This window comes from Chitinophaga varians (assembly GCF_012641275.1).
GTDB lineage: Bacteria > Bacteroidota > Bacteroidia > Chitinophagales > Chitinophagaceae > Chitinophaga > Chitinophaga varians_A.
The window spans coordinates 1,954,201-1,980,073 of sequence record NZ_JABAIA010000002.1 but is presented as its reverse complement, the minus strand read 5'-3'; the positions used below and the strand labels follow the sequence as shown (position 1 = coordinate 1,980,073).

General features: G+C 51.6%; 14 protein-coding genes. 5 read left to right on the top strand and 9 right to left on the bottom strand.

The window, feature by feature from the left end:
* Positions 1-7 precede the first annotated feature (7 nt).
* Positions 8-3,538 (bottom strand): chromosome segregation protein SMC, encoded by a 3,531-nt coding sequence (gene smc / locus HGH92_RS22770; RefSeq protein WP_168873036.1) that lies wholly within the window; start codon positions 3,536-3,538, stop codon positions 8-10.
* Positions 3,539-3,903: 365 nt separating this feature from the next.
* Between smc and HGH92_RS22765 the strand changes: the two genes are divergently transcribed.
* Positions 3,904-6,303: an outer membrane beta-barrel family protein gene (locus HGH92_RS22765; protein ID WP_168873035.1), complete on the top strand. Its 2,400-nt coding sequence runs from the start codon at positions 3,904-3,906 to the stop codon at positions 6,301-6,303.
* Positions 6,304-6,454: 151 nt separating this feature from the next.
* On the top strand, positions 6,455-8,677 hold the full coding sequence (locus tag HGH92_RS22760; protein WP_168873034.1) for an FUSC family protein: 2,223 nt from the start codon (positions 6,455-6,457) through the stop codon (positions 8,675-8,677).
* Between the two features lie 70 nt (positions 8,678-8,747).
* On the opposite strand, the gene bshC is transcribed toward HGH92_RS22760, so the two are convergent.
* The gene (gene bshC / locus HGH92_RS22755; protein WP_168873033.1) at positions 8,748-10,328 is read right to left on the bottom strand and encodes a bacillithiol biosynthesis cysteine-adding enzyme BshC; all 1,581 of its coding nucleotides are present in this window, start codon (positions 10,326-10,328) and stop codon (positions 8,748-8,750) included.
* Positions 10,329-10,508: 180 nt separating this feature from the next.
* Here bshC and HGH92_RS22750 point away from each other — a divergent pair, with 180 nt between their 5' ends.
* Entirely contained in the window at positions 10,509-11,513 is a 1,005-nt protein-coding gene (locus tag HGH92_RS22750) for a glycosyltransferase family 4 protein (protein WP_168873032.1), read from the top strand.
* Between the two features lie 2 nt (positions 11,514-11,515).
* Here the strand turns inward: HGH92_RS22750 and HGH92_RS22745 are convergent, their stop codons facing one another.
* From HGH92_RS22745 to HGH92_RS22735, 3 genes are read right to left on the bottom strand one after another with little or no spacing between them, the layout of a single operon-like run.
* Positions 11,516-12,985, bottom strand: coding sequence for a glycoside hydrolase family 130 protein (locus HGH92_RS22745; protein ID WP_168873031.1), 1,470 nt, complete (start codon positions 12,983-12,985; stop codon positions 11,516-11,518).
* A 13-nt stretch (positions 12,986-12,998) separates the two neighbouring features.
* A complete protein-coding gene (locus HGH92_RS22740; protein WP_168873030.1) occupies positions 12,999-14,270 on the bottom strand; it encodes a glucose-1-phosphate adenylyltransferase in 1,272 nt (423 codons plus the stop codon).
* 51 nt (positions 14,271-14,321) lie between these two features.
* Positions 14,322-15,740, bottom strand: a complete 1,419-nt coding sequence (locus tag HGH92_RS22735; protein WP_168873029.1) for a glycogen synthase — start codon at positions 15,738-15,740, stop codon at positions 14,322-14,324.
* Positions 15,741-15,919: 179 nt separating this feature from the next.
* Between HGH92_RS22735 and HGH92_RS22730 the strand changes: the two genes are divergently transcribed.
* Together HGH92_RS22730 and HGH92_RS22725 are read left to right on the top strand one after the other, a co-directional pair.
* Positions 15,920-16,819 (top strand): DUF72 domain-containing protein, encoded by a 900-nt coding sequence (locus HGH92_RS22730; protein WP_168873028.1) that lies wholly within the window; start codon positions 15,920-15,922, stop codon positions 16,817-16,819.
* An 84-nt stretch (positions 16,820-16,903) separates the two neighbouring features.
* Positions 16,904-19,828 carry an FAD-binding and (Fe-S)-binding domain-containing protein gene (locus HGH92_RS22725; protein WP_317166439.1) on the top strand — a complete coding sequence of 975 codons (2,925 nt, stop codon included), beginning with the start codon at positions 16,904-16,906 and terminating at the stop codon, positions 19,826-19,828.
* Between the two features lie 78 nt (positions 19,829-19,906).
* Here HGH92_RS22725 and HGH92_RS22720 read toward each other — a convergent pair whose 3' ends face one another.
* From HGH92_RS22720 to HGH92_RS22705, 4 genes are all read right to left on the bottom strand, one after another.
* Positions 19,907-20,557, bottom strand: a complete 651-nt coding sequence (locus HGH92_RS22720) for a serine O-acetyltransferase (protein WP_168873027.1) — start codon at positions 20,555-20,557, stop codon at positions 19,907-19,909.
* Positions 20,558-20,748: 191 nt separating this feature from the next.
* Complete coding sequence (locus HGH92_RS22715; protein ID WP_168873026.1) at positions 20,749-21,513, bottom strand: class I SAM-dependent methyltransferase; 765 nt, start codon at positions 21,511-21,513, stop codon at positions 20,749-20,751.
* A gap of 12 nt (positions 21,514-21,525) precedes the next feature.
* Entirely contained in the window at positions 21,526-24,699 is a 3,174-nt protein-coding gene (locus tag HGH92_RS22710) for an efflux RND transporter permease subunit (RefSeq protein ID WP_168873025.1), read from the bottom strand.
* A gap of 22 nt (positions 24,700-24,721) precedes the next feature.
* Complete coding sequence (locus tag HGH92_RS22705) at positions 24,722-25,834, bottom strand: efflux RND transporter periplasmic adaptor subunit (RefSeq protein WP_168873024.1); 1,113 nt, start codon at positions 25,832-25,834, stop codon at positions 24,722-24,724.
* Between the last annotated feature and the right edge of the window lie 39 nt (positions 25,835-25,873).

Here is a 25,873-nt window from a genome sequence, read left to right as displayed (position 1 = left end):
CCTTTCATCAGTTTAAACTCCTGAAGTCCACCGGTACCAGTTTGCTCACCCCGGGTTCCTGCATAGTAACCCCATAAATCACGTCCACGGCGGCCATCGTTTGTTTATTGTGTGTTACAATAATAAACTGTGAATTATCAGAGAATTTTCTGATCATGTTGGTGAATTTGCCCACATTGGCATCATCGAGCGGCGCGTCTACCTCATCCAGAATACAGAATGGCGCGGGTTTGATCAGGTAGATGGCAAACAGCAGGGCGGTGGCCGTGAGGGTTTTCTCTCCACCGGAAAGCTGGGTAATGGCTGCCGGACGTTTGCCTTTGGGTTTTGCAATGATTTCGATTCCCGTATCGGCCAGGTTCTCAGGATCGCTCAGGATCATGTCGCACTGGTCTTCCTCGGTAAAGAGGGCTTTAAATACGCGGATAAAATTCTCTTTAACGGTGTTGAATGTATCGAGGAATTTCTGGTTGGCAGTGGTTTCCACTTCCTGGATGGTTGCCAGCAGGGAATCTTTTGCGTTTACCAGGTCTGTTTTCTGTTCCAGGATGAACTCGTACCGTTTTTTCATTTCCTGGTAGGCTTCAATAGCAGTAGGGTTGATTTCCCCCATGTTCTCGAGGCGTTTTTTCAGGCGTTCTGCGCTGCCCTGCAGTTCATCTACCGGCAGTTCAGAGGTACGTTGTTCATCGATGATTTCGTCCAGGTTAACCTTAAACTCCACGCTCAGGCGTTCTTTCATGGAAGCCAGTTGTAACTTCAGCTCATTCACCTTGTCTTTGATGACATTGAGCTGCTGTTCCAGCTGTTCGCGGGCCCTTTGTTTGGTGCGCAGCGTTGTTTCCAGTTCCTGGAGGTGGTTACGGAAATTATAGTATTCCTGGTCTTTTTCGTTGAGTGCTTTTTCTTCTTCCTCACGCTGACGGAACAGCTCTACCAGTCCGTCTTCTGCCGCGCTGCGTTTCTCGTCTGCCGTCGCAATATTGGCCACCGCGTCTTCCAGCTGGGCTTTATTGCTGGTGATCTGCGCATGCAGGTCTGTCAGTTGCTTGCGTTTAAATTCCAGTTCCTGTTTGAGCGCCTGCACTTTACTATGCTGACGGGTATGTTGCAGGTTCTGGTTGTTAAACTGTACATTGGCCATATTGAACTGCTGCTCCACTTCCTGGGCCGTTCTGTCGGCCTCCGTGATGGCATCCTGCAGCTCTCCCACCCTGTCGTTGAGGTTTTCCAGTTCCTCGCGTACACCGGAGATGCTCTCCTGGTTATTAGTCAGTGATTGCTGCATCTCTTCCAGCCGCTTGTCGCCGCTTTCTATCAGGTGATGGAAGTTTTCGATCCTGTTCTGCAGGCCAAACAGCTGGTTGTTCAGCTGATTGATCTTTTCGCGGGCCGCATTGATATTATTTTCATTGAGCTGGCTGTTATAGCCGAGCACCTGGTTGTGTTTGTCCTGTATCTGTACGCGCAGGCTGCCTACGGTAGCCTCCAGATCTTTGATCTCCGCTTCCAGTTTCTCCAGGTTCTTGGCGCGCCCCAGCTTTTTGCCTTCAAACAGGCCTACAGAGCCACCGGTGATATTGAATTTGCCCCGGTGCATGCGGCCTGATTTCTCCACCAGGCAGATCTCATCGTCGGATACCTGGCTGAATTCGAGACGGGTAATGTCTTCCCCGATGAATACTTTGCCCAGCAGGTGATAGCCGAGGCCTTTGTATTTCTCTTCAATTTCCACTACGTCCAGGGCCGGTATGGTGCCGGCGGGCGCCAGCAGGCCGTTGGCGGGAATCCGGAACTGATCGAGGATAAAGAAATTGGCTTTGCCTTTTTTATGGATGTCCAGCAACTGGATAGCCTGTACGGCTTCCGCCACATTATTAACAACGTAGTAGTTCAGGTAAGGCTCCAGGAGATTTTCCACACAGGTGCGATACTCCTCTTTACAGAAAAAGACGTCGCTCAGAATAGGCGCTTCATTGTTCCATTCCGGGTTCTTTTTCAGGAATTTGATGCTTTCGGGGTATCCTTCCAGGCTGTCTACCAGGGACTTCAGCAGGTCAAATTCATTCTTTTTGGAATCCAGCTTACGGTTTTCATCCACCAGCTGGTCCCTCAGTCCTTCGATATCTGACTGGGTGGCCAGTATCTTGCCTTTTGTTTCTTCCTGGAAGCGTACCATCTCGTCCAGTTCTGTTTTGCTGGTGGTGATGGTTTGCTGCAGTGTTTCTTTTTCGGCTTCCAGTTGGGTGATTTGTTGCAGGCGGCTGTTCTTTTCTTCCTGCAGCTGCTGGATACCCCGTTGCAGGTTCTGCACAGAGGTGTCTGCCACCGCTACTTTCTTTTCCGCCTCAAACTGTTGGCGTTGCCAGCGTTGCTGGTCGTTTCGCAGGGTTTCGAGGGCCAGTTTCTTTTGCTGGAAGCGTTCTTTTTTCTCCTCCACCATTTCGCGGAGGGTTTCCAGTTCATCTTCCATAGATTCAAAGACTTCCGCTTCTTCCACTACCTGTTTCTCGGTAAACTCGATGGAGGTGGTGAGTCCCTGCAGTTGTCCTTCTGCGTTGCTGAGGAAGTCGGTAATATTTTTTTCGCGTTCCCGCAGGTAAGTCAGCTGTTGGGCGGCGAGGTTTTTGTCATTTTCTTTGGTACGGATGGTGGCCACCAGTTCGTTGAACGATTTCTGGAGCACCTGCAGTTCCCGTTCTTTGGCCACGAAGTGCAGTTTATCCTGCTCCACGGCGGCTTCCGCAGTGGTGATCTCTGTTTCCAGCTGCAGTTTGCGGTCGCTTTCTTCCTGTTGTTTGTCAGACAGTTCCCGGAAGGTGACATTAAATCCTTCCAGTGCGGCTTTGGCCAGTTCGATACTGATTTCGCGGTATTCCTTTTTCACCTCGTAGAAGCGTTCTGCTTTACGGGCCTGGCTTTCCAGCGTTTTCAGGTTGTTATTGATTTCAAACAGGAGGTCTTCGATGCGGTTAAGGTCGCCCTCTGTAGCTTCCAGTTTGGATTTGGCTTCTTTTTTACGGGTTTTGTATATGGAGATGCCTGCCGCTTGCTCCAGCATACGGCGACGGCTGTTTTCCTTGTCTCTGATGATATCGTCCACCATCCCGAGCTCGATGATGGCGTAGGAGTCCGTGCTGACGCCGGTGTCCATGAAGAGGTTATGGATGTCTTTGAGGCGGCAGGCCACATCGTTGAGGCGATACTCGCTGTCCCCGTTTTTATAGAATTTACGGGTAATGGTCACCGTTGTGAATTCGGTGGGAAGTACGTTTTTGGTATTTTCAAAGGTAAGGCTTACTTCTGCCATACCGCTGGCAGAGCGTGTTTTGGAACCGTTGAACACCAGCCCTGACTGGTTTTCAGACCGCAGGTTGCTGATTTTATGTTCCCCGATCACCCAGCGGATGGAGTCGATGATATTACTTTTGCCGCAGCCGTTGGGCCCGATGACACCTGTTATCCCTTCGTCAAAGTTCAGAACGGTTTTATCGGCAAAACTTTTAAAGCCTTTAATTTCTAGTGTTTTTAAGCGCACGACTTACTCCGAGGTTTTTTTAAGGCGTCAAAGATATAATTTTACCCGAATGAAAAAGTAATTTAAGTGAGAAGCAGGTATCTCCCGTAATTATTTATACACACTCCGGGCGAAAATAACTGTCACACGACCATTCCATCTCCTTTAAAGGACTGATTATAAATATAGTAAAAAGCGCAATTATAATTTAATTCCCTGTGAGAAATTATTGGCCGTTTATCCCAACCGCTCTGCATTAGCAGTAACATTTTATAGCTTGTGTAAGTAACCCGGAGGCCACCTATGTAGCTATGCCACTGTAACTTATGCCATTTACCACATAGGCGGGGCCCGGGACGATACCTCAAAATAATCCATCCTGTTCCATGACGCAAAAAGGCATATGGCTGTTGCTCCTGTTATGCATTAGTGTGACCCTGCAGGCCCGCCAGCAGGGAGGCTCCATCACCGGCCAGGTGGCCGACAGTGTTTCCCGTAAACCCGTGGAATTTGCTACGGTAGTCCTCATGCAGGCGGCCGACCGCAAAACGGTGGCCCACACGCTGACGGACAACAAGGGCGATTTCCGCTTTACCGGTGTGGCCTATGGCGTTTATCGGATCGGGATCACTATGCTGGGTTATGCCCCCCTCCTCCTGGACACCATCCGGGTAGACGCCGCCAATGCGGCCCACCGCCTCAGTCCCCGTTATCTCTCCACCACCACGCAACAGCTGAGCGGCGTCACCGTCGCCGGCAAAAAGCCCCTGATAGAACTGCAAGATGAGAAACTCATCTACAACGTGGAAAACGATATCGACAAAGACAACAGCTCCGCCTCCGATATCATGCGCAAAATCCCGATGCTGACGGTAGACGCTGACGGCACCATCAAACTGAAAGGCCAGACCAACTACAAAGTGCTGCTCAACGGCCGCGCCACCTCCCTCATCACCAAAGACCCCAAGGAAGCCCTGAAAGCCTATCCGGCCAGCATCATCAAAAAAATAGAGATCATCACCGAACCGTCCGCCAAATACGATGCAGAAGGCATCGGCGGCATCATCAATATCATCACCCAACGCGGCGTAATTGGCTACAATGGCAGCCTCTTTACCAACTATAACACCATCGGCAGGTACAGCGGCGGTGGCTCCATCAGCGCCCGCAGAAAAAAAGTCGGTATCACCGCCTACGCCGGCGGCAATATCGACCAAAGCCACAACAGCAACACCATCAGCCGGCAAAGCCTCCTCCCCGGCGACAAAGGCCTGCTGGAACAAAGCACGGAGTTCAAACGCGACAACAAAATGCTCTACGGCAGCCTGGAAATGACCTACGACATCGACACGGCCAACAGCCTCACCATCTTCGGCAACGGCAACATCAGCAAAATGACACAGCTGATGCCGCAGATCAGTCACTGGTCAGACAGCACCGGCAAACCCATACAATCCGGCACCAACAACAGCGACTCCTACAGCCAGGGCCATGGCACCGGCGCAGGACTGGACTATCAGCATAAATTCCGGAAACCGGGACATGAACTGTCACTGGTGTTTAACATGGTCAACAGCTACGGGGACGGCCATACAGACAACAGCCAGGTGTATGTGCCCGGCACCGACAGCTTTTACCGCAACAACACGGTTTTCACCAACCGCGCCATCGTCACGCAGGCCGACTATTCCCTGCCACTGCCACATGAACAGTTCCTGGAAACAGGCTTCAAAGGCACTTTTCAATATAACACCAATACCGCCACCCAGGAAGTACGCAATAAAGAAGGGGCCATGGTGCCCAATCCCAGCCGCGAAAATATTTTCAATACAACCTTGAACGTCCTCGCTTTTTATGTCACCTACCGCTTTAAAATAGGTACCAAACTAAGCGTGAAGCCAGGCTTCAGGTTGGAACAGACACACCAGACCGGGGATTTTGTGTCTACCAAAACCCGGATCAACAGCGACTACCTCAGCCCCATTCCTACCGTAAACATCACCTGGCAGCTGCAACCCATGACCAGCCTGTCGTTCTCCTACAGCCGCCGTTTGGAACGGCCCAATATATTTGCGATGAACCCCTATGTCAATGACAACGACCCCTATAACATTTTCTATGGCAACCCTAACCTGAAACCGTCTTACGCCAACAGCTTCGGGGCCTATTTCAATAAGATCATGGAGAAGATCACCTTTAACGCAGGGCTGGATTACACTTTCATCAACAATTCCATCCAGAACATCATCACTGTAGACCCGGCAAAAGGAATCTCCGCTACGACCTATGACAACATCGGTAAATCCAACAGCGTAGGCATCAGCACCAGCATGCGTTTTGCCCTGACGAAAAAATGGAACGTCAGCATCAACGGACGTGGCAGCCACAGTAATTTCAGCGATGGCAACACTATCCGCAGCAGCGGTTTTTCAGGCAGCGCCTACTTTAATACCGACTATAATTTTGGCCACAGCTTCCGGGCAGATGGGTACTGCTACTTTTATAGCGGCTCTCCCAGCGTACAAGGCACCAGCGGCTCCAACACAGGCTATGGCTTTACCCTGCGCAAGGATTTCCTGGACAGGAAACTGTCTGTCAGCATCGCCGCAGACCAGCCTTTCCGCAAACAAAGACCGGCCATTTCAGAAACCAATGACCCCGCCTTCCACCGGGTATATACCTCCTATTTCCCTGCCAACACTTACACCTTCTCTGTCAGCTGGCGCTTCGGCAAACTAACGACCAGCGCTACACGAAATAAGAGCGTCATAGATACAGGGATGTAATTACGAATTACAAATTACGAATTACGAATTAAGGTATGCCTCATAAAGCGGTCAATAAGTAGCCGTTCCATAAGACAGCCCTCCATTCGTAATTCGTAATTTGTAATTCGTAATTGCCTTGTATCTTTGTGCTCCAAAAACCGATTAACGTTTGCGAATAGAACAGCGGATCAACGATATCAAGAGTTTCCTTTACAGTTATCATTTTAGCAACGGCATGCGCACCACCATCAGTGTGGTGGTCCCCTCCCTGATTTTTGCCGCCATCGGGCAATTAGGGCTGGGCATTGCCATGTCGATGGGCGCTTTGTGTACGGCCCTCAGTGATGTGCCCGGCACCATTGTACATAAACGCAATGGCCTTATCATCAGCACCGGCCTCATTTTCCTGACAGCCATAGGCACCGGATTGCTGCTTCCCTATCCTTTCCTGATGGCCTTGTGGATCGTAGCGTGTTGTTTTGTTTTTGCCATGATGCTCGTATATGGCAACCGGGGCGGCAATATCGGTACGGGCTGTCTGCTCATCCTCGTGTCTATCCTCGGTGAATCCAACCTGACACCGGGCATGGCAGTGGTCTATGCTTCCATGGTGCTGCTGGGCAGTATCTGGTACGCCCTGCTGGCGCTGATACTATGGCAGATACGCCCCTATCTCAACGTACAACAGGCACTGGGCGATTGTATACAACAGACCGCCCGTTATCTTGAGCTCCGCTCCAACTTCTATACCCCCGGCGTAGATGTGGCCGCCAACTATAAAGCCGTGCTGGCCCAACAGGTCATCGTCAACGAAAAACAGGAAAACGTACGGGAACTGTTATTAAAAAGACGTTCCGCCCAACAAGGCACCACCAGCATCAACAAAAGCATGGTGCTTATCTTCCTGGACATGGTGGACCTGCAGGAGCAGATCATGGCCTCCCAGACGGACTACAACGCCCTGCAACGGGATTTCAAACAGGACGATATCCTCCGGAAATTCCATGCGCTGATCACCGAATTTGTAGAAGAACTGGAAAATATCGGGCTGGCTGTTGCGGCGGGACAGCGCTCCCTGCCTAAGACCAATCTTAAATATGAGATGGAAAAGGTGAAAAAAGCGATTGCCGACATCACCCTGAAGCTCCCCACCCTGGCGGAAAGGACACGGACCATCCCACTGACCAACATTCTGCAGAACCTCCAGGACATGGCGCAACGTATCTACAACCTGCACCGCCTTACCCGGCTGGAACGCCTGAAAGATGAGACCATCGATCCCAAACTGGAACTGTCGAAATTTACCACCCGCCAGAAATATGACCTGGAAACATTCCGCGACAACCTCACTTTCAAATCCCATATTTTCCGGCATGCCATCCGCGTAAGCCTCGCCACCGTGACGGGTTACCTGCTGGGACTGGCCCTGCACCTCGACAGGGTGTACTGGATATTGCTGACCATCGTAGTGATCCTCAAACCCGGCTTCGGGCTCACCCGCTCACGCAGCATACAACGCCTTATCGGCACAGTACTGGGCGCGCTTTTCGCTGCCGGGCTGCTGTATATCACCCATAACGACACGGTGATCTTCATCAGTATGCTGCTTTGTATCCTGGGCGCCTACAGCTTTATGAGCTTCCAGTATACGCTCAGCGTTTTCTTTGTGACACCGTTCATCATCTTCCTGCTGCATTTCCTGCACCCGTCAGATCTGTACAACGCCACCCAGAGGGTACTCGACACTTTCATCGGCGGGGGCATCGCCTTCTTCGCCAACATGCTGCTGTGGCCCTCCTGGGAACATAACACCCTGCCGGGATATATGCAGAAAATGTTGCTCTCCAACCGCAAATACTTTGAACTGGTATTAAGGGTATATGCCGGTGAAACCAATACCATAATGGATTTTAAACTGGCCCGCAAAGACACTTATGTCAGCACCGCCAATATGATGGCCGCGTTCCAGCGCATGCTCTCTGAACCCAAAAGCAAACAGAAAAATGCATCAGAGGTGTATCACTTTGTAGTGCTGAACCATACCCTCACCTCACATATCGCCGCGCTGGCGGCATACAGCATGCATCACGGCGTGCAGTTCCCCAGGCCGGAATACAAGGAAATCACTACCTACCTGCTGCGGTACATTGACCAGCTCTATCTCATGATAGACCCTGCCACCCGCAGCCAGGCGCAACTGGAACCACCTATTCATGCTTTCGACACACTGGACGAGCATCTGCATAACCTCGTACATCTGCGCCAGCTCGAAATCAACGAAGGCAAAGGCGCTACGCCTGTCCGTGACGAAATGCTGGAAACCAAACAAGTACATGACCAGCTGCAGGCAATTCTGTCGTTGGTAAAGGATATGGGTAAAGCGTTAAGCTGATTGATATTTCCAATTATAAAAAAGCCCCGGGCCGTGAATGACCCGGGGCTTTTTATATATCGACAAATAACTAGCGTACTATCGTAAACTGGTCTGTCACCGGCGTCAATGCAGCCAGCACCCTGTCCAGGAAAGCCGGGCCTTCTGTTGCGTACCAGGGCATAAAATTCTCTTTGCGCTCCTGCAATGATCCTCCGGGGAACAGTTTATTTTTCACCTGTTTGATCTGGTCTGTCTGCCATGCGAATTTTTTCTTTTCCGCCCGGAGGAATTTGTGTTCCAGTTTTCCGACGGACTTCAGCGCACGGCTTCTTTCCGCGCCCACACTGGCCACCAGTGTGACATCTATGCTACGGGCCTTTTCTTCAAGGCTGTCATACAGTTTTTCAATGGCCGCATATTCATCTTTCAGCACCAGTGCCGCATTGGTATGTTTTTTCACATAGGCGTTCACGATATCGTCGGTGGTGGCAAACAATTCAGCCGTAGTGATGCCCAGTTTATCGAGCCGCCGGGCCGACAGTTCATCGGTCAGCAGCAGGGAATTGCGTAACAGCAATACCGGATAAGGCACGCCGTAGTGGGCAAACAGTGCTTTCAGCTCCATCCAGTAGGCGATTTCGCCGCCGCCACCGATGAAAGCGATGTTAGGCAGGATCGTTTCCTGGAACATGCCCCGCAAAATAACGTTAGGGCTGAAGCGTTCCGGATGTGCGTCCAGCTCTTTTTCGAGGCCGGCAGCGTCAAATTTCAACGAGGTGTGTAATACTTTCCACTGGTCGCCCTCCTGAACAATACGTTCACGCATACCATCCTGCAGGTAAAACAGGTTGATCTCGCGGGGATTGGCCTGCACTTTATAATGCGCCCCCAGTTGTTCCAGGGTATTGTTAACGATATGGTGTGATGCCTGATGAAACAGTTCATCTTTCATCACCGGAATATAGAGGCGTTTCAAGGCAGGGCTGTCAGGTACCAGCACCACCAGCCCGTAACGTCCAAACAAGGCGTGCACAAGGTAAAGCGTGGCCTCCTGGATATTACGGTGTTCCAGGTAAGCTTTCTGCAGCAACGTTATCAGCTCTCCCGCGTGGGGCGAGTACCCCAGTGTATCTTTTATCTGTCCGATCAGCTGCTCCAGCCCATCGGGGTGCATACGTCCTACAGCGCCCTGCTGGCCTGCAGCCCAGGTAAGGGTTTTGCCTTCCAGGTAAATGCTGCCCAGTTCATCAAGATCAGCGTCTTCGCTGCCCATATAGTATACCGGCACAAAATGATGCTGCGGATACTGCTGTTGCAGCTCCTGGCATAGTTTGACGGCTTGCAGTATCTTATATACAAAATACAGGTAACCGGTAAATATATTGGGTTGGTGAGCGGTGGTCACCGTAAAGGTCTGTGGATCGGCGAGCCGGGCGATATTATCCTGGACGGCCTGCATCGGTTGCAGCGTTTCGTATTGTTGCTGCAATGCAGCTACCAGCGCAGCTCTCGGGGTGTTAAACTGTTGCCTCGCGGCTATAGCGGCTGTAAAATCCGGACGAACGGAGGAATAGGTATAGAAAGGTCTGATCTGTGGCGCGTCTGCTAAAAAATCTGTTACCAGCTGATTAAAATAGCCTGTCTTCCCGTAAGGAATATACTCGAGCATATTACGTGTCGAATTACAAATGATCAATAAAAGTAGCGATATATCTGAATACATCGAAACTTTTGAATGTACGAAGTTAGAGAAGAAAAAGTGATTTAAGGATTTTTACCGATGAAATTTGATGGGCGGATGATTATGGATTAGAATTTGCCATGATACCGGATCGGAAACCGGAACACTATGAAGATCGCAATTCTTTCGCCTGTAGCCTGGCGGACACCGCCCCGGCACTATGGCCCCTGGGAACAAATGGCCTCCAACCTTGCTGAAGGCCTGATAGCCCGTGGCGCAGACGTTACCCTCTTTGCCACCGGCGACTCACTCACACAGGGCAAACTGGCATGGACCTGCCCGCAGGGCTACGAGGAAGACCGTCATGCAGACGCTAAAGTCAATGAGTGCATGCATATCAGCTACCTGATGGAACAGGCGCATCATTTTGATATCATCCACAATCATTTCGACTTTCTGCCACTCACCTATTCCCGCCTCATTGGCACACCGATGGTCACCACCATCCACGGTTTTTCGTCAGAAAAGATTGTTCCGGTATACCAGCGTTACAATCATGTGGGCCATTATGTGGCCATCAGCAACGCCAACAGGCACCCTTCCCTGCACTACAAAGCCACTATATACAACGGCGTCAGGCCGGAAGATTTTGCCTTCACGCCTGCGCCGGACGATTACCTGCTGTACTATGGCCGCATCCATCCCGACAAAGGCACGTACGACGCTATACAGATAGCCCTGCAAACAAACCGCCAGCTGCTGATAGCCGGCATCATCCAGCAAAAAGAATATTTTGATGAAATGGTGAGACCTTATATAGATGATGACCAAATCCGGTACCTGGGCCCCGTGGGCGGTGCAGCCCGCAGCGAACTGCTTGGCAGGGCCAGCGCACTGCTGCACCCGATACATTTCGATGAACCTTTCGGGCTGAGCGTAGCGGAAGCCATGTTATGCGGCACGCCGGTGATAGCATTCAACAGAGGCTCTATGCCGGAGCTGATACAGGACGGGCGCACCGGTTTCCTGGTCCATACAGTAAACGATGCCGTTGCAGCTGTGGAATCTTTGAAGCAAATAGACCGCTATGCCTGCCATCTGCATGCACAGGAAAATTTCACCACCGGCAGGATGACGGAAGATTATCTGAAAGTATACCGTTCTATCGGGTGAGGTTATGCGCCATCCGCCTTGATCTGCGCCAGCAGCTTTTCGAGATTGACAGTGGCAAAGCCGGACGCATAGTCAGACAGACCGTAAGGGATGATCAGCTCTTCGTTGTGTACAATGGAGCCGCAGGAATAAAGCACGTTAGGCACATATCCTTCCCTTTCGTCTTTGTTGGGCATAAGCAGTGGCTCCTTCAGACGGCCGATCTCTGTGCCGGGATCTTCGAGGTCCAGCAGGCTGGCCCCAACACAATAGGTACGCATAGGGCCTACCCCGTGGGTGATCACCAGCCAGCCTTCCGGCGTTTCTATGGGCGATCCGCAGTTGCCCACCTGTACAAACTCCCAGGGGTATTTGGGGGTTTGCAGTATTTGCGGGTTTTCCCAGATATTGATTTTATCGGAATACATGATATACCCGTTGATACCGTCAATACGGGATATCATCACATATTTCCCTTTGATCTTGCGGGGGAAGAGGGCCAGGTTTTTATTCTGGGCCCCTTCTCCATACAAGGGCATAATTTTAAAGTTATAGAAATCTTCGGTAGACAATAATTTGGGTTGAATAGCCACCCCGTCAAACGCCGTATAGGTAGCGTAATAGGTAATGCTGCCGTCTTCATCCCTGTATTTCACGAAGCGGGCATCTTCAATCCCCCTGCTTTCCGCGTCGGAGTAAGGGAAGATCACGCGGTCGGAAATATCCGTATCAAGGGAAAAATTCAGTTCATAATACGAATCCGCCAGCCAAAGCAGCCTTTCCAGCGCTTTTTTCACGAGATGATCGACCTGATAGCGCTGCTGCATTTCACGGATGACCTTTTTAAGCGACATGTACTCAAACTCGTCCGAGAGACTGTTCATCACCTCCAGCATTACCGGGTCCGGCAGTTTGATGGAGACAGCGTTCTGAAAGAAGGTATCTTTCTTATACATGGCGTTGCGGATCACCTCCGCTTCATCCACATAGTTGCCGGCTGTTTGCAGGGAAATCTGGTTGTTTCGGTCGATGATACCGCTGCGGAAAGCGATAGATGAGATATGCCCTTCACCTACGGCACGGAAGCTGAGGATCACTCTTTTCTCTCCTTCTTCCAGTCCGCTCTGGTCCACATCTTCAATCATCGACGGATTAAAAAAGGCAGCAGATTCAATTGAATATTCATTGGTAAAATACGAGCCTGTCAACAGTTTTCTTTTCAGGGACAGTTCATCATAGTTGACCTGCACCGCAGCAAAAAGGTGCCTGATCCTGTCTGCATGTTTTTCAAAAATACGGGTGATGTTACGATGACGCCGGGAGAATTCTCTCAGTATAGGCGTTATCGTTACCTCCACCTGATCATCGGTCATGGCAGCAACATGTTGGATAATAGACTTGGCCCTGGCTTCGCCATTGAAAAAAAACCTGGCAACCACTCTTTTCAGATCAGGATATATCTTGGTAGGTTTCCGCTCAATTGACAGTCGCATGTGTATTGTTTTGTTAGATATTGAATCCGTCCGGCAGGACTACTCCTTTTTTAACAACAACAATGCCGTCTTTCACCGTATATTTTTCAAAGTCTCCATCCGGCAGATGGTCTCCGCCTTTGATATGTACGTTGTTTCCGATACTGCAGTTCTTATCAATGATAGCCTTGTCGATCACGCAGTTTTCACCTATCCCCATTGGTGGGCGGCCTTCAGCACTGGCCCTGTCCAGTTCGTCGAGGGTCTGGTAATAGTCGCTTCCCATGATATAGGTGTTGGAGATGACCGAGCCTTTGCCGATGCGGGTACGGATACCTACCACGCAGCGCTCCAACCGGCTTGCCATAATAATACAACCATCGGCGATGATTGTTTTCTCCATGGTACCGGATATTTTGGCGGGGGGAAGCATCCTGGCCCTGGAGTAGATGGTCTGTGATTCGTTGAAGAGGTTAAACTGCGGGATATCATCTGTGAGCCCTATATTGGCTTCCCAGAAAGAGGAGATATTACCGATGTCGGTCCAGTAGCCTTCATACTGATAGCTGAATACACGCGCTTTGGCCTCTATCGCTTCCGGGATGACCTGTTTGCCGAAGTCGGCCGCTTCGGGTTGTTTGCCCAGCATATTGAAGAGCACGTCGCGGCTGAAGATATAGATGCCCATACTGGCAAGGTATACCCGTCCTGCATTTTTCATCTCTTCACTAACTTCGGAGGCCCATGGTGGCAGCACGTCTTGTGACGGCTTCTCTGTAAAGGAAACGATGGCGCCGGAATCATCGGTTTTCAGGATACCAAAATCCGAAGCATCTTTGGCCGATACCGGGATAGTGGCAATCGAAATTTCGGCACCGGTTTCTATGTGATGCTGGATCATGTCCCTGAAATCCATCTGGTACAACTGGTCACCGGAGAGGATCAGCACATATTTAAAATCGAAATTCTCCACATGGTGCAAACACTGCCTTACGGCGTCTGCGGTGCCCTGGTACCACGTAGGGTTATCAGGGGTTTGTTCCGCAGCCAGGATGTCTACAAACCCTTTGTCGAAATGACTGAAATGGTAGGAGTTTTTGATGTGTTTGTTAAGCGAGGCGGAGTTGAACTGGGTTAAAACGAAAATACGGTTCAGTTCCGCGTTCAGGCAGTTGGAGATGGGAATATCCACCAGTCTGTATTTACCGGCAAGGGGCACGGCCGGTTTAGACCTGCGGCGGGTAAGGGGATATAAGCGGGTACCTGCACCGCCTCCGAGAATAATGGATATAACATCTTTAGTCATAGTGTGGACGTTGGTTTAGATTATGAATTCGCAGTGCGTTATAATAATGATTTAGCCTTTCATGCTCTGGTAGACATCGAGGTACTGTTGGGCCGAGCGTCCCCACGAGTGATTGAGCCGCATGCCACGCAGGCGGATTTCCGACAGGTGGGCGGTATCGTTGAACAGTTCCACTGCACGTTTTACGGAGTAACAGGCGTCCCATACCCCTGCCTGATTAAAACGTATGCCAAAACCGCCGGGATCTCCAAAATCGGTCACGGTATCTTTTAATCCGCCGGTACTGCGGACCATGGGCACCGTTCCGTAACGCAGGGCATAGAGCTGGTTTAACCCGCATGGCTCTACTCTGGACGGCATCAGCAGAAAATCGCTGCCGGCATATATCAGGTGTGACAGTGCTTCGTTGTAGCCAATATGGAGATTAAACCCATAGCTTACGTCATGCCGGGTTTGTTGTAGTGACCATTCCACATGTGGATCTCCGCTACCCAGTACGAGGAAGTTTACCTCACCTGGCAGTTCATGCAAAGAGCGGCCAATGATCTCAGGCAACAGATCGGCGCCCTTATCTCCTACCAGCCGGCCAATAAAGGATACCAACGGCAGCGAGACATCGAAACCGAACCGTTCACAGAGGGCCTGTTTGTTTTCTTTCTTTCCCTGTGCTACCGTCTCCAGGTCATAGTTGGCCTGTACCATATGGTCCGTTTCCGGGTCCCATACGGCCGTATCGATACCATTGATGATGCCCGCCGTTTTGGCTTTTTCGTGGGTGATCAGCCATTCGAGGCCGTTAGCGTTCTGATACAGTTCTTCCAGGTAACCCGGCGATACGGTGGTTACGCGCCAGGCACATTTGATAGCAGCGGCCAGCGGATTGATGGCCCCGCCCCAGTCCAACAGGCCGGCCTTCCACAAGTCGAAAGACGGGATGAGGTACAGCCTGTCCCATCCAAACTGGCCCTGATACTGGGCATTATGAATAGTCAGCACGGAGGGGACTTCCTTCATGCGCTCATACTTGTAGCCGTAGCTCATCAGAAAAGGAATCAGGCCGGTATGATGATCATGACAGTGAATTACGTCCGGCTGATGGTTCCACTCGTTGACCCAGTCCAGCACAGCGATCTGGAAAGCGAGGAAACGCTCGGTGTCATTAGGGTAACCGTATACCCCGGGGGTGTCCAGCAGGCCGGGGATGTCTACCAGGTATAAATCGAAGCCCAGTTCATTGTTGCGCTCCTTTAAAACATTGAAATGGTACCAGTCGTGTCCCAGCCACATGCCAGCCTGGTGCACCACGTCAAATTCATGCGTATCATAATATTTGTTCCTGTAGGCCGGCACCACCACTTTGGCGATGGCTCCCAGCTCGTATTGGTATTTGGGCAATGCCCCTACCACGTCACCGAGCCCACCTACTTTGGCTACCGGGTAACATTCCGCGCTAACGTGTAAAATCTCCATGCTAAATAATTGATAATCTAATTTAAGTTAATTGGTAAAAACAAGAAAACAAAGGGTTTCGGCCATTTTATTTTAGCAGTGTGTTTTACCGCCGCAGCCCCCGGCTTTTAGTATATTTGCAGTACCTACACTTATCCTTTACCGGTGATTGTCATGTGCATCCGTTAAAACCTCCTGTTATGGATTTTGGCCGTGTTACACCTGCGGAGCTGGAAGAACTGGACTTCAAACTGCCCGCTGAACCGCTTTTCAACAAGAAAGTGCTGAAAGGCAAGCCCGTTAAGAAACCGCAGGCCTGGCTGGGCTGCGCCAAATGGGGACGCAAGGAATGGATCGGGAAAATATATCCCAAAGGCACCAAAGAAGCCCTTTTCCTTCCGGAATATGTGCGCCATTTCAACAGCATTGAGCTCAATGCCACCCACTACCAGATCTACGGGCCGGACACCATCTCCAAATGGGACGCATCGGCCAAAGGCCTGGAGTTTAAATTCTGTCCCAAAGTACCACAGGCCATCAGCCATTTCAGCAATCTCAGTCCTGCTACGGCCGGCCCCAGGACCACTTCTTTCCTGGAAGGCGTGCTGGCCTTCGGCAAACACCTGGGACCTATCTTCCTGCAGCTGAGCGACAAGTACGGCCCCGCCAAACGGCAAGCCCTATACGATTACCTGGCCTCACTGCCTACTGACCTGCAGTTTTTCCTGGAAGTAAGGCATAAGGAATGGTATGAAGATGAAGCCGTCCGGCTGGAACTGTTTGACAAACTGCGGGAGCTGAAAGTAGGCGCCATTATCACTGATACTGCCGGCAGAAGGGACTGCGCCCATATGCACCTGACCATCCCCAAAATATTCATCCGTTTTGTGGGCAACAGCCTGCATCCCACCGACTATACCCGTATCGACGACTGGGCCAACCGTATCAAATACTGGCTGGACAATGGTTTACAGGAAGTCTATTTCTTCATGCACATGCACGACGAAGCCCTGTCGCCCGACCTGGCCGCCTACCTGGCCGACAGAATAGAAGCCGTCTGCGGGCTACAGGTAAAAAAGCCGCAATTTGTAAAGGAATAGTGTTTTTTTTGACGAATACATTACAAGAGATAAAAAAGCCGGACTGAAATATTAATTTCGCCCTCTCTAAACCCGGTACATACCATGATGCGCGAAAAGCTGGAACAATTGGCCCAGGAACTGGAAGGAACGCTTTATACAGACGATACCATGCGGACACTCTATGCCACCGATGCGTCGGCATACCGTGAGATGCCGCTGGCCGTGGCCATCCCTGAATCAACAGACGACCTGAAGAAACTCATCTCTTTTGCGCGTACCAACAAAACATCGCTGATACCCCGCACGGCAGGCACCTCGCTGGCAGGCCAGGTGGTAGGCAACGGTATCATTACCGACGTGTCCCGCAACTTCACGAAAATACTGGAACTCAATACTTCCGAAAACTGGGTACGGGTGCAGCCCGGCGTCATCCGCGACGAGCTGAACATGTACCTGAAGCCGTACGGCTTTTATTTTGGCCCCGAAACGTCCACCGCCAACCGCGCCATGATTGGCGGGATGGTGGGCAACAACTCCTGTGGCTCCAACAGCGTTGTGTACGGCAGTACCCGCGAACACCTGCTGGAAGTAAAAGCAATACTGAGCAACGGTGAAGAGGTCACCTTCAGCACCCTCAGTCCTGATGCCTTTCATGCCAAATGCGAAGGCCCCGACACGCTCGAGACCCGTATCTACCGGCAGATACGCAGCACCCTCAGCGACTATCGCAACCAGGAGGAGATACGCCGCGAATTTCCCAAGAAGAGCATCCCCCGCCGCAATACCGGCTACGCCGTGGACATGCTGCTGGAAACAGCTCCCTTTACCGCCGGCACCGAAGATTTTAACTTCTGCAAACTCATCGCAGGCTCCGAAGGCACCCTCGCATTTATCACAGAAATAAAACTGCACATCGATCCGCTTCCCCCAAAAGAAACCGGCTTATTGTGCATCCATTTCAACAGCGTCGATGAATCCCTGCGGGCCAATATCCAGGTGATGGAATACAAACCCAGCGCCAGCGAACTGATAGACCATTTCATCCTGGAATGCACCAAAGACAATATCGAACAACGTAAAAACCGCTTTTTCGTACAGGGAGATCCCGGCGCCATCCTCGTGGTGGAATTCTGCCGCAACACCCGCGAAGAAGTGAAGGAAATAGCCGGCAGACTGGAAGCCCAGCTGCGCGCCGCCGGACTGGGTTACCACTTCCCGCTCCTCTTCGGGGACGATACCAAAAAAATATGGACCCTCCGCAAAGCGGGACTGGGACTGCTCAGTAACCTCCCCGGCGACGAAAAGGCCGTTCCGGTAATTGAAGATACCGCCGTAGCCGTGGAAGACCTCCCCGATTTTATCCGTGACTTCAACGTGGTCCTGCAGCAGTACAACCTGCATGCGGTTCACTACGCCCACGCCGGCAGCGGCGAAATCCACCTCCGCCCTATCATCAACCTGAAAACGGAAGAAGGCAATCAGCTTTTCAGAAAAATCGCGGAAGAAATCGCGACCCTCGTCAAAAAATACAACGGCTCTCTCAGCGGTGAACATGGCGACGGCCGCCTGCGCGGAGAATTCATCCGCCAGATGGTAGGCGAAAAAAACTATGAACTGCTGCGGCAGATCAAATACACCTGGGATCCTGAAAATATCTTCAATCCTCATAAAATCGTGGACACACCGTCCATGAACAGCATGTTGCGCTACGAGCCCGGACAAAAAACACCGGACTTCCATACCATCTTCCATTTCCCGGAACAGACCATTCTGCAGCACGCAGAGCAATGCAATGGTTCCGGCGACTGCCGCAAGACACCACTCAGCGGCGGCACCATGTGCCCCAGCTACATGGCCACCCGCAACGAAAAAGATACCACCCGCGCCAGGGCCAACATCCTGCGTGAGTTCCTGACGCACTCCACCAAAGAAAACCGCTTCGACCATAAAGAGATCTACGACGTATTGGACCTCTGCCTCGCCTGCAAGGGCTGTAAGTCAGAATGCCCGTCCAACGTGGACATGGCCAAACTGAAGATGGAATTCCTGCAACATTACCACGACGCCAACGGCGTCCCCCTGCGGGCCAAAATGATCGGCAATTTCTCTAAACTGTCCGGTCTCGCTGCTATTGCGCCAGGCATCTACAATGGGCTGATCAACAACAGCTTTACCGGCGGCATTATCCGCAAGTTCAGCGGTTTTGCGTCCAAACGCTCACTGCCGGAACTGCACCATACCACGCTGCGGAAATGGTTCCGGCAAACCTGGCCAAAAGAAAAGCAAGGCGCCGGCAACCGCACCGTTTATCTTTTCTGTGATGAGTTCACCAACTATAACGACACGCCTGTTGGCATTAAAGCCGTGCAATTGCTGCACCGCCTCGGCTATGAAGTGAAAATGATCGACCATCCGGAGAGCGCCCGTGCGTATATGTCCAAAGGACTGCTGCGTAAGGCACGTGAACTGGCAGAAGAGAATGTTCGTATATTCAGTGCCGTTATCAACGACAACGTTCCGCTGCTGGGCGTAGAACCTTCTGCCATCCTCAGCTTCCGCGACGAATACCCTGACCTTGTCCGCGAAACCCTTCGTCAGCAGGCGCAAACACTGGCAAAGAACTGTTTCCTGATCGATGAATTCATTGCCGGCGAAGCAGAGAAAGGAAATATTACCGCAGCACAGTTCACCACGCAACCGCAGCAGATCAAGCTGCACGGGCACTGTCAGCAGAAAGCCCTGTCCTCTGCGCTGCACAGCAAAAAGATGCTCTCTATCCCGCAGCATTACACCGTGGAGGTAATCCCTTCCGGCTGTTGCGGTATGGCCGGCTCCTTCGGTTACGAAAAAGAGCATTACGACCTTAGTATGCAGATCGGGGAAATGGTGCTGTTCCCGGCAGTACGCAACGCCGCCACCGGTACGCTGATAGCCGCTCCCGGCACCAGCTGCCGCCACCAGGTGAAAGACGGCACCGGCGTAAAAGCACAGCATCCGGTGGAAATATTATTTGACAGCCTGATTTAAAAAGACGACGATATTATTAAACATAAAAAAGCGAAGGGACCAGGTCCCTTCGCTTTTTTATGTTGGTTATACTAAGTTTTACCGAAGACCGATATTGTTCACCACCTCATCGGGGTAACCATAAAATTTTGCATACAGAATTTTGTTCAGTTCCACCGCCGTTCCCGGTTCCTTCACTTTACCTATTACAAACGGATTACCGCCGCCAATAACATGGTCCGGCACATCTTTGCTCACCGTGGAGTTGGCCCCGATGATCACATCATCTCCTACAGTGACAGGGCCTGCTATCACTGTGCCTGCACAAATAAAACACCAGCTGCCTATTACAGGGGTGGTCCTGTTGCCTTTCGTTTTTCCGAAATTTCCGCCGAGGGTCACATGCTGCCCGATGGTGGTCATAGCCCCTATTTTAACATTCCCCCCAATGATCACACCGTAGGGATGTGGCAAACGGAGCCCGCCGGCAATGTCTGCAGTATGCGCCAGCGTAGAACCGTAACGGCGCCGGAGGCGGTTCGAATAATAAAAAGTCAGTATTTTTATCCGCTTACTATGAAAGTAACTACATAATCTGAATAACAACACTGCATGGAAGGCCTCGCTTTTTAAAGCCCTTTGGACAACGAGTAACAACAGCTTTCCTTTTCCGCCCCGGGGTACGGTAGGTACGCCGTTTCTAACGTTATACCATGACAGGTCCATCTTTATTTTATCCCAAAAACCCATAGTGTTTTGATTAATAATAGTGTGTGCCACTCAGGTATTTTCATTGCCGGAGGAAGGAAGCCAGCCATGAGATGCTGCTCCTGATAAGATATGGCATATAAAAAAGACCTGTGTTCAGCAGGTTATTAAAGGTTTTTCAATTTTCTGTTCTACTATTCTGACGGCAGCAAAGATAGAAAACAATTTCACATTCAGCGTGTGTGCGCTATTAAGCCTGTGTATAATTTTGTTTCATACCGGAACAGGACCATCCCGTTTTCCTGGTACTTTTCAAAGATATCCTCCAGATCCTTTACCATGGCCGTATAACCGGAATGTGTCTTATCCGGCATATACGATGAAGAGGATAATAGCCCTTTCAGCGCAGGAAAATCAAAACGTTGCACATTTTGAAAAGTTTTCTCCCGGAAGGTCCCTGCTGCAAAAAAGATGCCCAGCTGTGCCGGCCCCACATTCCGGTGTTTCATGTCTTTATAGTCAATCCCATGCTGATGCAGCAGGTTTTCATAAGCTTGTTCAAAGGGAGTGTTCATCTGCCGGAAGTTCCACATCAGTACGCCACAGGCATTTTCTTTTGCGATACGCCGGAACTCTTCGCCGGCGGCTTCCTGATTGAACCAGTGAAAAGCCTGCCCGGCAACGATCAGGTCTGCTGAGCGAGAAGGCAGGGTGGTACGTTCTGCCGTTCCCGTTATACTCCGGAAGTTAGGATACCGCTGCAGCAGTTTTTCAGCAGCCTCCCGCATTTCCTTATTAGGCTCCACGGCATAAACGACATTGCCGTTGTCCAGAAAAGGTTCTGCAGAAATACCGGTACCGGAGCCTATATCGACTACTACTGACTGTTGTGTAAGCCCTGCTTCGGCAGCCAGGTATGGTATGATTGCTACCGGGTAATGCGGCCGGTATTTTACATAGTTGTCCACCCTGTTGCTGAAGCGTTCTGTACTTTTCATGGTAAAACTATGTTATTCACCCAGACCTTTGGGTTTCTTTTCTTCATTGCCGTGCGCTTCCAGCTCTGCCAGTTTCTTTTTACCGTAAGCCAGTTTGGTGATGAGCACATACAATACCGGAACGGTGAACACACCGAGGATGGTGGCGGCCAGCATCCCGCCAATAACGGTGAAGCCTATATTAACACGGGAAGCGGCGCCTGCGCCTTTCGCCAGACACAGCGGCACCACGCCAAGGATAAAAGCAAAGGATGTCATCAGGATAGGCCTGAAACGCAGCTTCACGGCTTCCAGCGTGGCATCCAGCAATGGCATCCCCCTGTCTACACGCTCTTTGCAGAACTCCACGATCAGGATGGCGTTTTTAGCGGCCAGACCGATCAACGTGATCAGACCAATCTGGGAATATACGCTGTTGGCCTGTTTGGTGAGCGCCAGCGCGGCGATGGAACCAAACAACGCCACCGGTACGGCCAGCAGTACGGAGAATGGCACTGACCAGCTCTCGTACAAGGCGGTGAGCAGCAGGAACACAAACAGGATAGACAACATGAATATCAACACACTGCTGTTACCGGCTTTGATTTCCTGCAACGACACGTTGGTCCACTCGTAACCGAAATTTTCCGGCAACACCTTGGCAGCCACTTCCTGTAAGGCTTTGATGGCGTCACCGCTACTGTAGCCTACTTTACTGTCCCCGTCTATTTCCACGGAGCGGTAGAGGTTAAAGTGGTTGATTACCGGAGCGCCTGCGCCTTTTTTGGAGGTGATGAGCGCGCTGAGCGGCACCATCTGCCCCAGGTTATTACGGACGTAATAAGTAGCGAGATTATCAATGCTGGTGCGATATAGCGAGTCTGCCTGCATCACCACGCGGAAACTGCGACTGAAACGCGTGAAGTCGTTGACATAAAGTCCGCCGAGGAAAGTCTGCAAGGCATTGAACACGTCGCTGACGGCCACGCCCAATTGTTTACACTTGTCCCTGTCCACTTCCACATTGAACTGCGGCGTATTGGCGCTGAAGAAAGCGTAGGCCCGCGCAATTTCCGGCCGCTGGTTGGCGGCCATGAGGAACTGTCCCATTACCTGGGTGAACTGCTTAATATCCGGATTGCTTTTCTGTTCCAGCACAAACGAGAAACCGCCCGAAGTACCCATACCACGCAGTGTGGGCGCCGGAATAGCAATGATAGTGGCGCCTATGATACGGGAAGCGGCTCCCTGTATGCGGCCCAATACCTTACCGATATCGTCTCCATGCGCATAGCGCTCGTCCCATGGTTTGAGGCTCACGAAGAAGGTGCCGGAGTTGGGTTTCACCGCATTGGCCACAAAGTTCATCCCGGTGATGCCGAAGAAGTGGTTAACGGCGCTGTCGGCGCTGAGGATATTTCCGATTTCATCCACCACTTCTTTCGTTCGTTCGGTGGAAGAAGCTTCCGGCAGTTCCAATGCGATAAAGAGGGCCCCCATGTCTTCCTGGGGTACAAAGGTGGTGGGCGTCTTCTTAAAAAGATAAAAAGCGGCGACAAACAACACGGCCAGCAAAATGAGCACTACCGGCGTAAAACGGATGGAACGCATCACCATGTTGCCATAACGGTTGGTAACACGGGTAAACCATTCGTTGAACTTATAAAAGAACTTATTGAGCCCATGGGATTTTTTAGTGAGATGTGCCGGCCGCAGCAAAATGGCTGTGAGCGCCGGCGTGAGCGTCAACGCCAGGAAAGCCGAGAGCAACACAGAGAACGCGATAGTGAGCGCAAACTGCTGGTACAAGCGTCCGCTTACCCCCGGAATAAATGCCACCGGCACAAACACCGCTGCGAGGATCAGCGCGATAGCGATTACCGGCGCCTGCACCTCAGACATGGCCTTGAAAGTAGCTTCCCGTGGCGACATCAGGTCGGCATCTATATGGTGCTGGACCGCCTCCACCACCACGATGGCGTCGTCCACCACGATACCGATGGCCAGTACGAAACCGAAGAGGGTAAGGGTGTTGATGGAAAACCCAAGTAGCTGGAAGAAAATAAAGGTACCGATCAGTGAGATGGGAATTACCAATATCGGGATGATGGTGGCACGCCAGTTTTGCAGGAACACAAACACCACGATCACCACCAGTGCGAGCGCTTCGAGGAAGGTGTGGATCACCTCATTGATGGATATTTTTACGAATGAAGTCGTTTCAAAAGGAATGAGCCAGTTCACGTCTTCCGGAAAAGACTTGCTTAGTTCTTCCATTTTAGCGATCACGCGGTCGTTCACATTGAGCGCGTTGGCGCCGGGCGCCAGGTAGATGGCCAGACCGCTACCGGTTTTACCGTCCGCTTTGGCGTCGATGGCGTAACTGAAAGAGCCGAGGTTGATGCGGGCCACGTCACGCAGCCGAACGAGGCCGCCGTTCGGGTTTTTCGCTACCACTACGTTGCCAAATTCTTCTGAAGTGGCCAGGCGGCCTTTTACGCTTACCGTATATTCAAAAGCCTGTGTGCGTGACATAGGCGGCGCCCCGATACTACCAGCGGGCACCTGCTGGTTCTGTTCGGTGATGGCCCGGGCAACATCGGCAGCGGTCAGGTTGAGCGCCGCCATCTTGTCGGGGTTGAGCCATATACGCATACTATAGTCCTGCGAGAACACGTTCACGTCGCCGACCCCTTCGATACGGGCCAGTTCCGGTTTGAGATAGATATTGATGTAGTTGTCGAGGAATTCACGGGTATGTTTGCCTTTGGGTGAGTTAAGCCCGATCACCATCAACATGTCATTGGAACGTTTTTTAACGGTCACCCCTACACGCCTTACTTCGTCCGGCGTACTGGGGAGTGCGAGGCTTACCCTGTTTTGTACGTCGAGCGTAGCGATATCGGGATCGGTGCCGAGGTTGAACGTTACGGTGATGCTCATGGAGCCGTCGTTGGCGCTTACGGACTGTATGTACATGGCGCCGGGCGTACCGTTCACCTGGTTTTCGATGGGCGTGGTCACCGTTTCTTCCACTGTGGTGGAGTTGGCGCCCACATATACAGCCCGCACGTCTGTCACGGGTGGCGCAATATCGGGCAACTGGGCAATAGGCAGGTTAAACATACAGATCAACCCTACAATCACCAGGATGATGGATATAACTATCGTAGTATTCTTGCGCTCTATAAAAGTTTTTGAAATCATACTGTGATGGCGATTTTAGGAATTAATGTTTACCTGCCGGCGGTGCTGCCGGTGTGCCCGGACCGGCCACATTCACCGTATCTCCGGGCCTTACTTTCTGAAGGCCTTCCACGATGATCCTGTCGCCCGCCTTGAGGCCGCTTTCCACGATCAGCATGGTGTCGGCGACGGGGCCGGGCGTGATATGCACCGGCTGTACGACGTTGTCTTTCGTGAGCGTCATCACGGAAGTTTCGGAGAGGGTCTCTACAATTGCTTTAGCAGGAATGGCCACCTGTGTGGCGGGGGTGGCGTACTGCATGACCACTACGCCGCTCATGCCCGACTTCAGCTGGTTGTCTTTATTTTCAAATACCAGGCGCACCCGGATAGTACCGGTCTGCGGGTCCACGATATTATTGATGGCTTGTATTTTTCCCTGTTCCCCGTAGGTTTCGCCGTTGGTGAATTTCAGGAAGAATTTTTCATCGCCCTGTCCTTTCTGGATGCGCAGGAACTGCGGGATGCTGGCCTGTGGCACGTCGAAGTCGGCGAAGATGGGATGTTCATTGACGAGGGTGTTGATCAGTGTCTGGCCGGCGTTGACGATATCGCCAACTTTGATCTGTACGATACCGATGCTGCCGCTGACAGGGGCACGGATAACAGCGTGGTTGACGTCCGTGCCGGCGCGGGCCACCGCTGCCTTGGCGGCCGCCAGGTTAGCTTTGGAAGTCATCACGGCGGTGTACGCCTGGTCTACTGTCTGCCGGGAGATAGCGTCATGCTCCAGCAGGGTCTTATACCGCTCATAATCCTTTTCTTTCTGGGCGAGGTCAGCTTCGGCCTGTTGCTGGGTGGCAGCCACCTGGCCGTAAGCGGCCACATAACGGCTTTTATCGATCTCGTATAGTGGCTGTCCTTTTTTCACCATACTTCCGTCTTTTACTTTGATACCGGAGAGATAGCCGGTCACGTCCGAGCGGATAGCCACTTCATCATGCGCCGTCAGCGTGGCCGGGAATTGTGAGTGCACGGTATAGGAAGCCGGCACTACTTCCTGCGCTACAACGGTTGCCTTCATCATGCCCATCATGGCCGCCTGTTGCTGTTGTTTTTTTCCACCGCCACAGGCAGTGCCCAGCAGTGCAACCACGATTATGATCCAATTTGATTTCAGGTGCATATGGAGAAA

Coding starts and splice junctions, on each gene's coding strand:
- HGH92_RS22765 (WP_168873035.1), top strand. CDS start 3,904: ATGACGCAAAAAGGCATATGGCTGTTGCTCCTGTTATGCATTAGTGTG.
- HGH92_RS22725 (WP_317166439.1), top strand. CDS start 16,904: ATGATGCGCGAAAAGCTGGAACAATTGGCCCAGGAACTGGAAGGAACG.
- bshC (WP_168873033.1), bottom strand. CDS start 10,328: ATGCTCGAGTATATTCCTTACGGGAAGACAGGCTATTTTAATCAGCTG.
- HGH92_RS22720 (WP_168873027.1), bottom strand. CDS start 20,557: ATGGGTTTTTGGGATAAAATAAAGATGGACCTGTCATGGTATAACGTT.
- HGH92_RS22730 (WP_168873028.1), top strand. CDS start 15,920: ATGGATTTTGGCCGTGTTACACCTGCGGAGCTGGAAGAACTGGACTTC.
- HGH92_RS22710 (WP_168873025.1), bottom strand. CDS start 24,699: ATGATTTCAAAAACTTTTATAGAGCGCAAGAATACTACGATAGTTATA.
- HGH92_RS22740 (WP_168873030.1), bottom strand. CDS start 14,270: ATGACTAAAGATGTTATATCCATTATTCTCGGAGGCGGTGCAGGTACC.
- HGH92_RS22715 (WP_168873026.1), bottom strand. CDS start 21,513: ATGAAAAGTACAGAACGCTTCAGCAACAGGGTGGACAACTATGTAAAA.
- HGH92_RS22750 (WP_168873032.1), top strand. CDS start 10,509: ATGAAGATCGCAATTCTTTCGCCTGTAGCCTGGCGGACACCGCCCCGG.
- HGH92_RS22745 (WP_168873031.1), bottom strand. CDS start 12,985: ATGCGACTGTCAATTGAGCGGAAACCTACCAAGATATATCCTGATCTG.
- HGH92_RS22735 (WP_168873029.1), bottom strand. CDS start 15,740: ATGGAGATTTTACACGTTAGCGCGGAATGTTACCCGGTAGCCAAAGTA.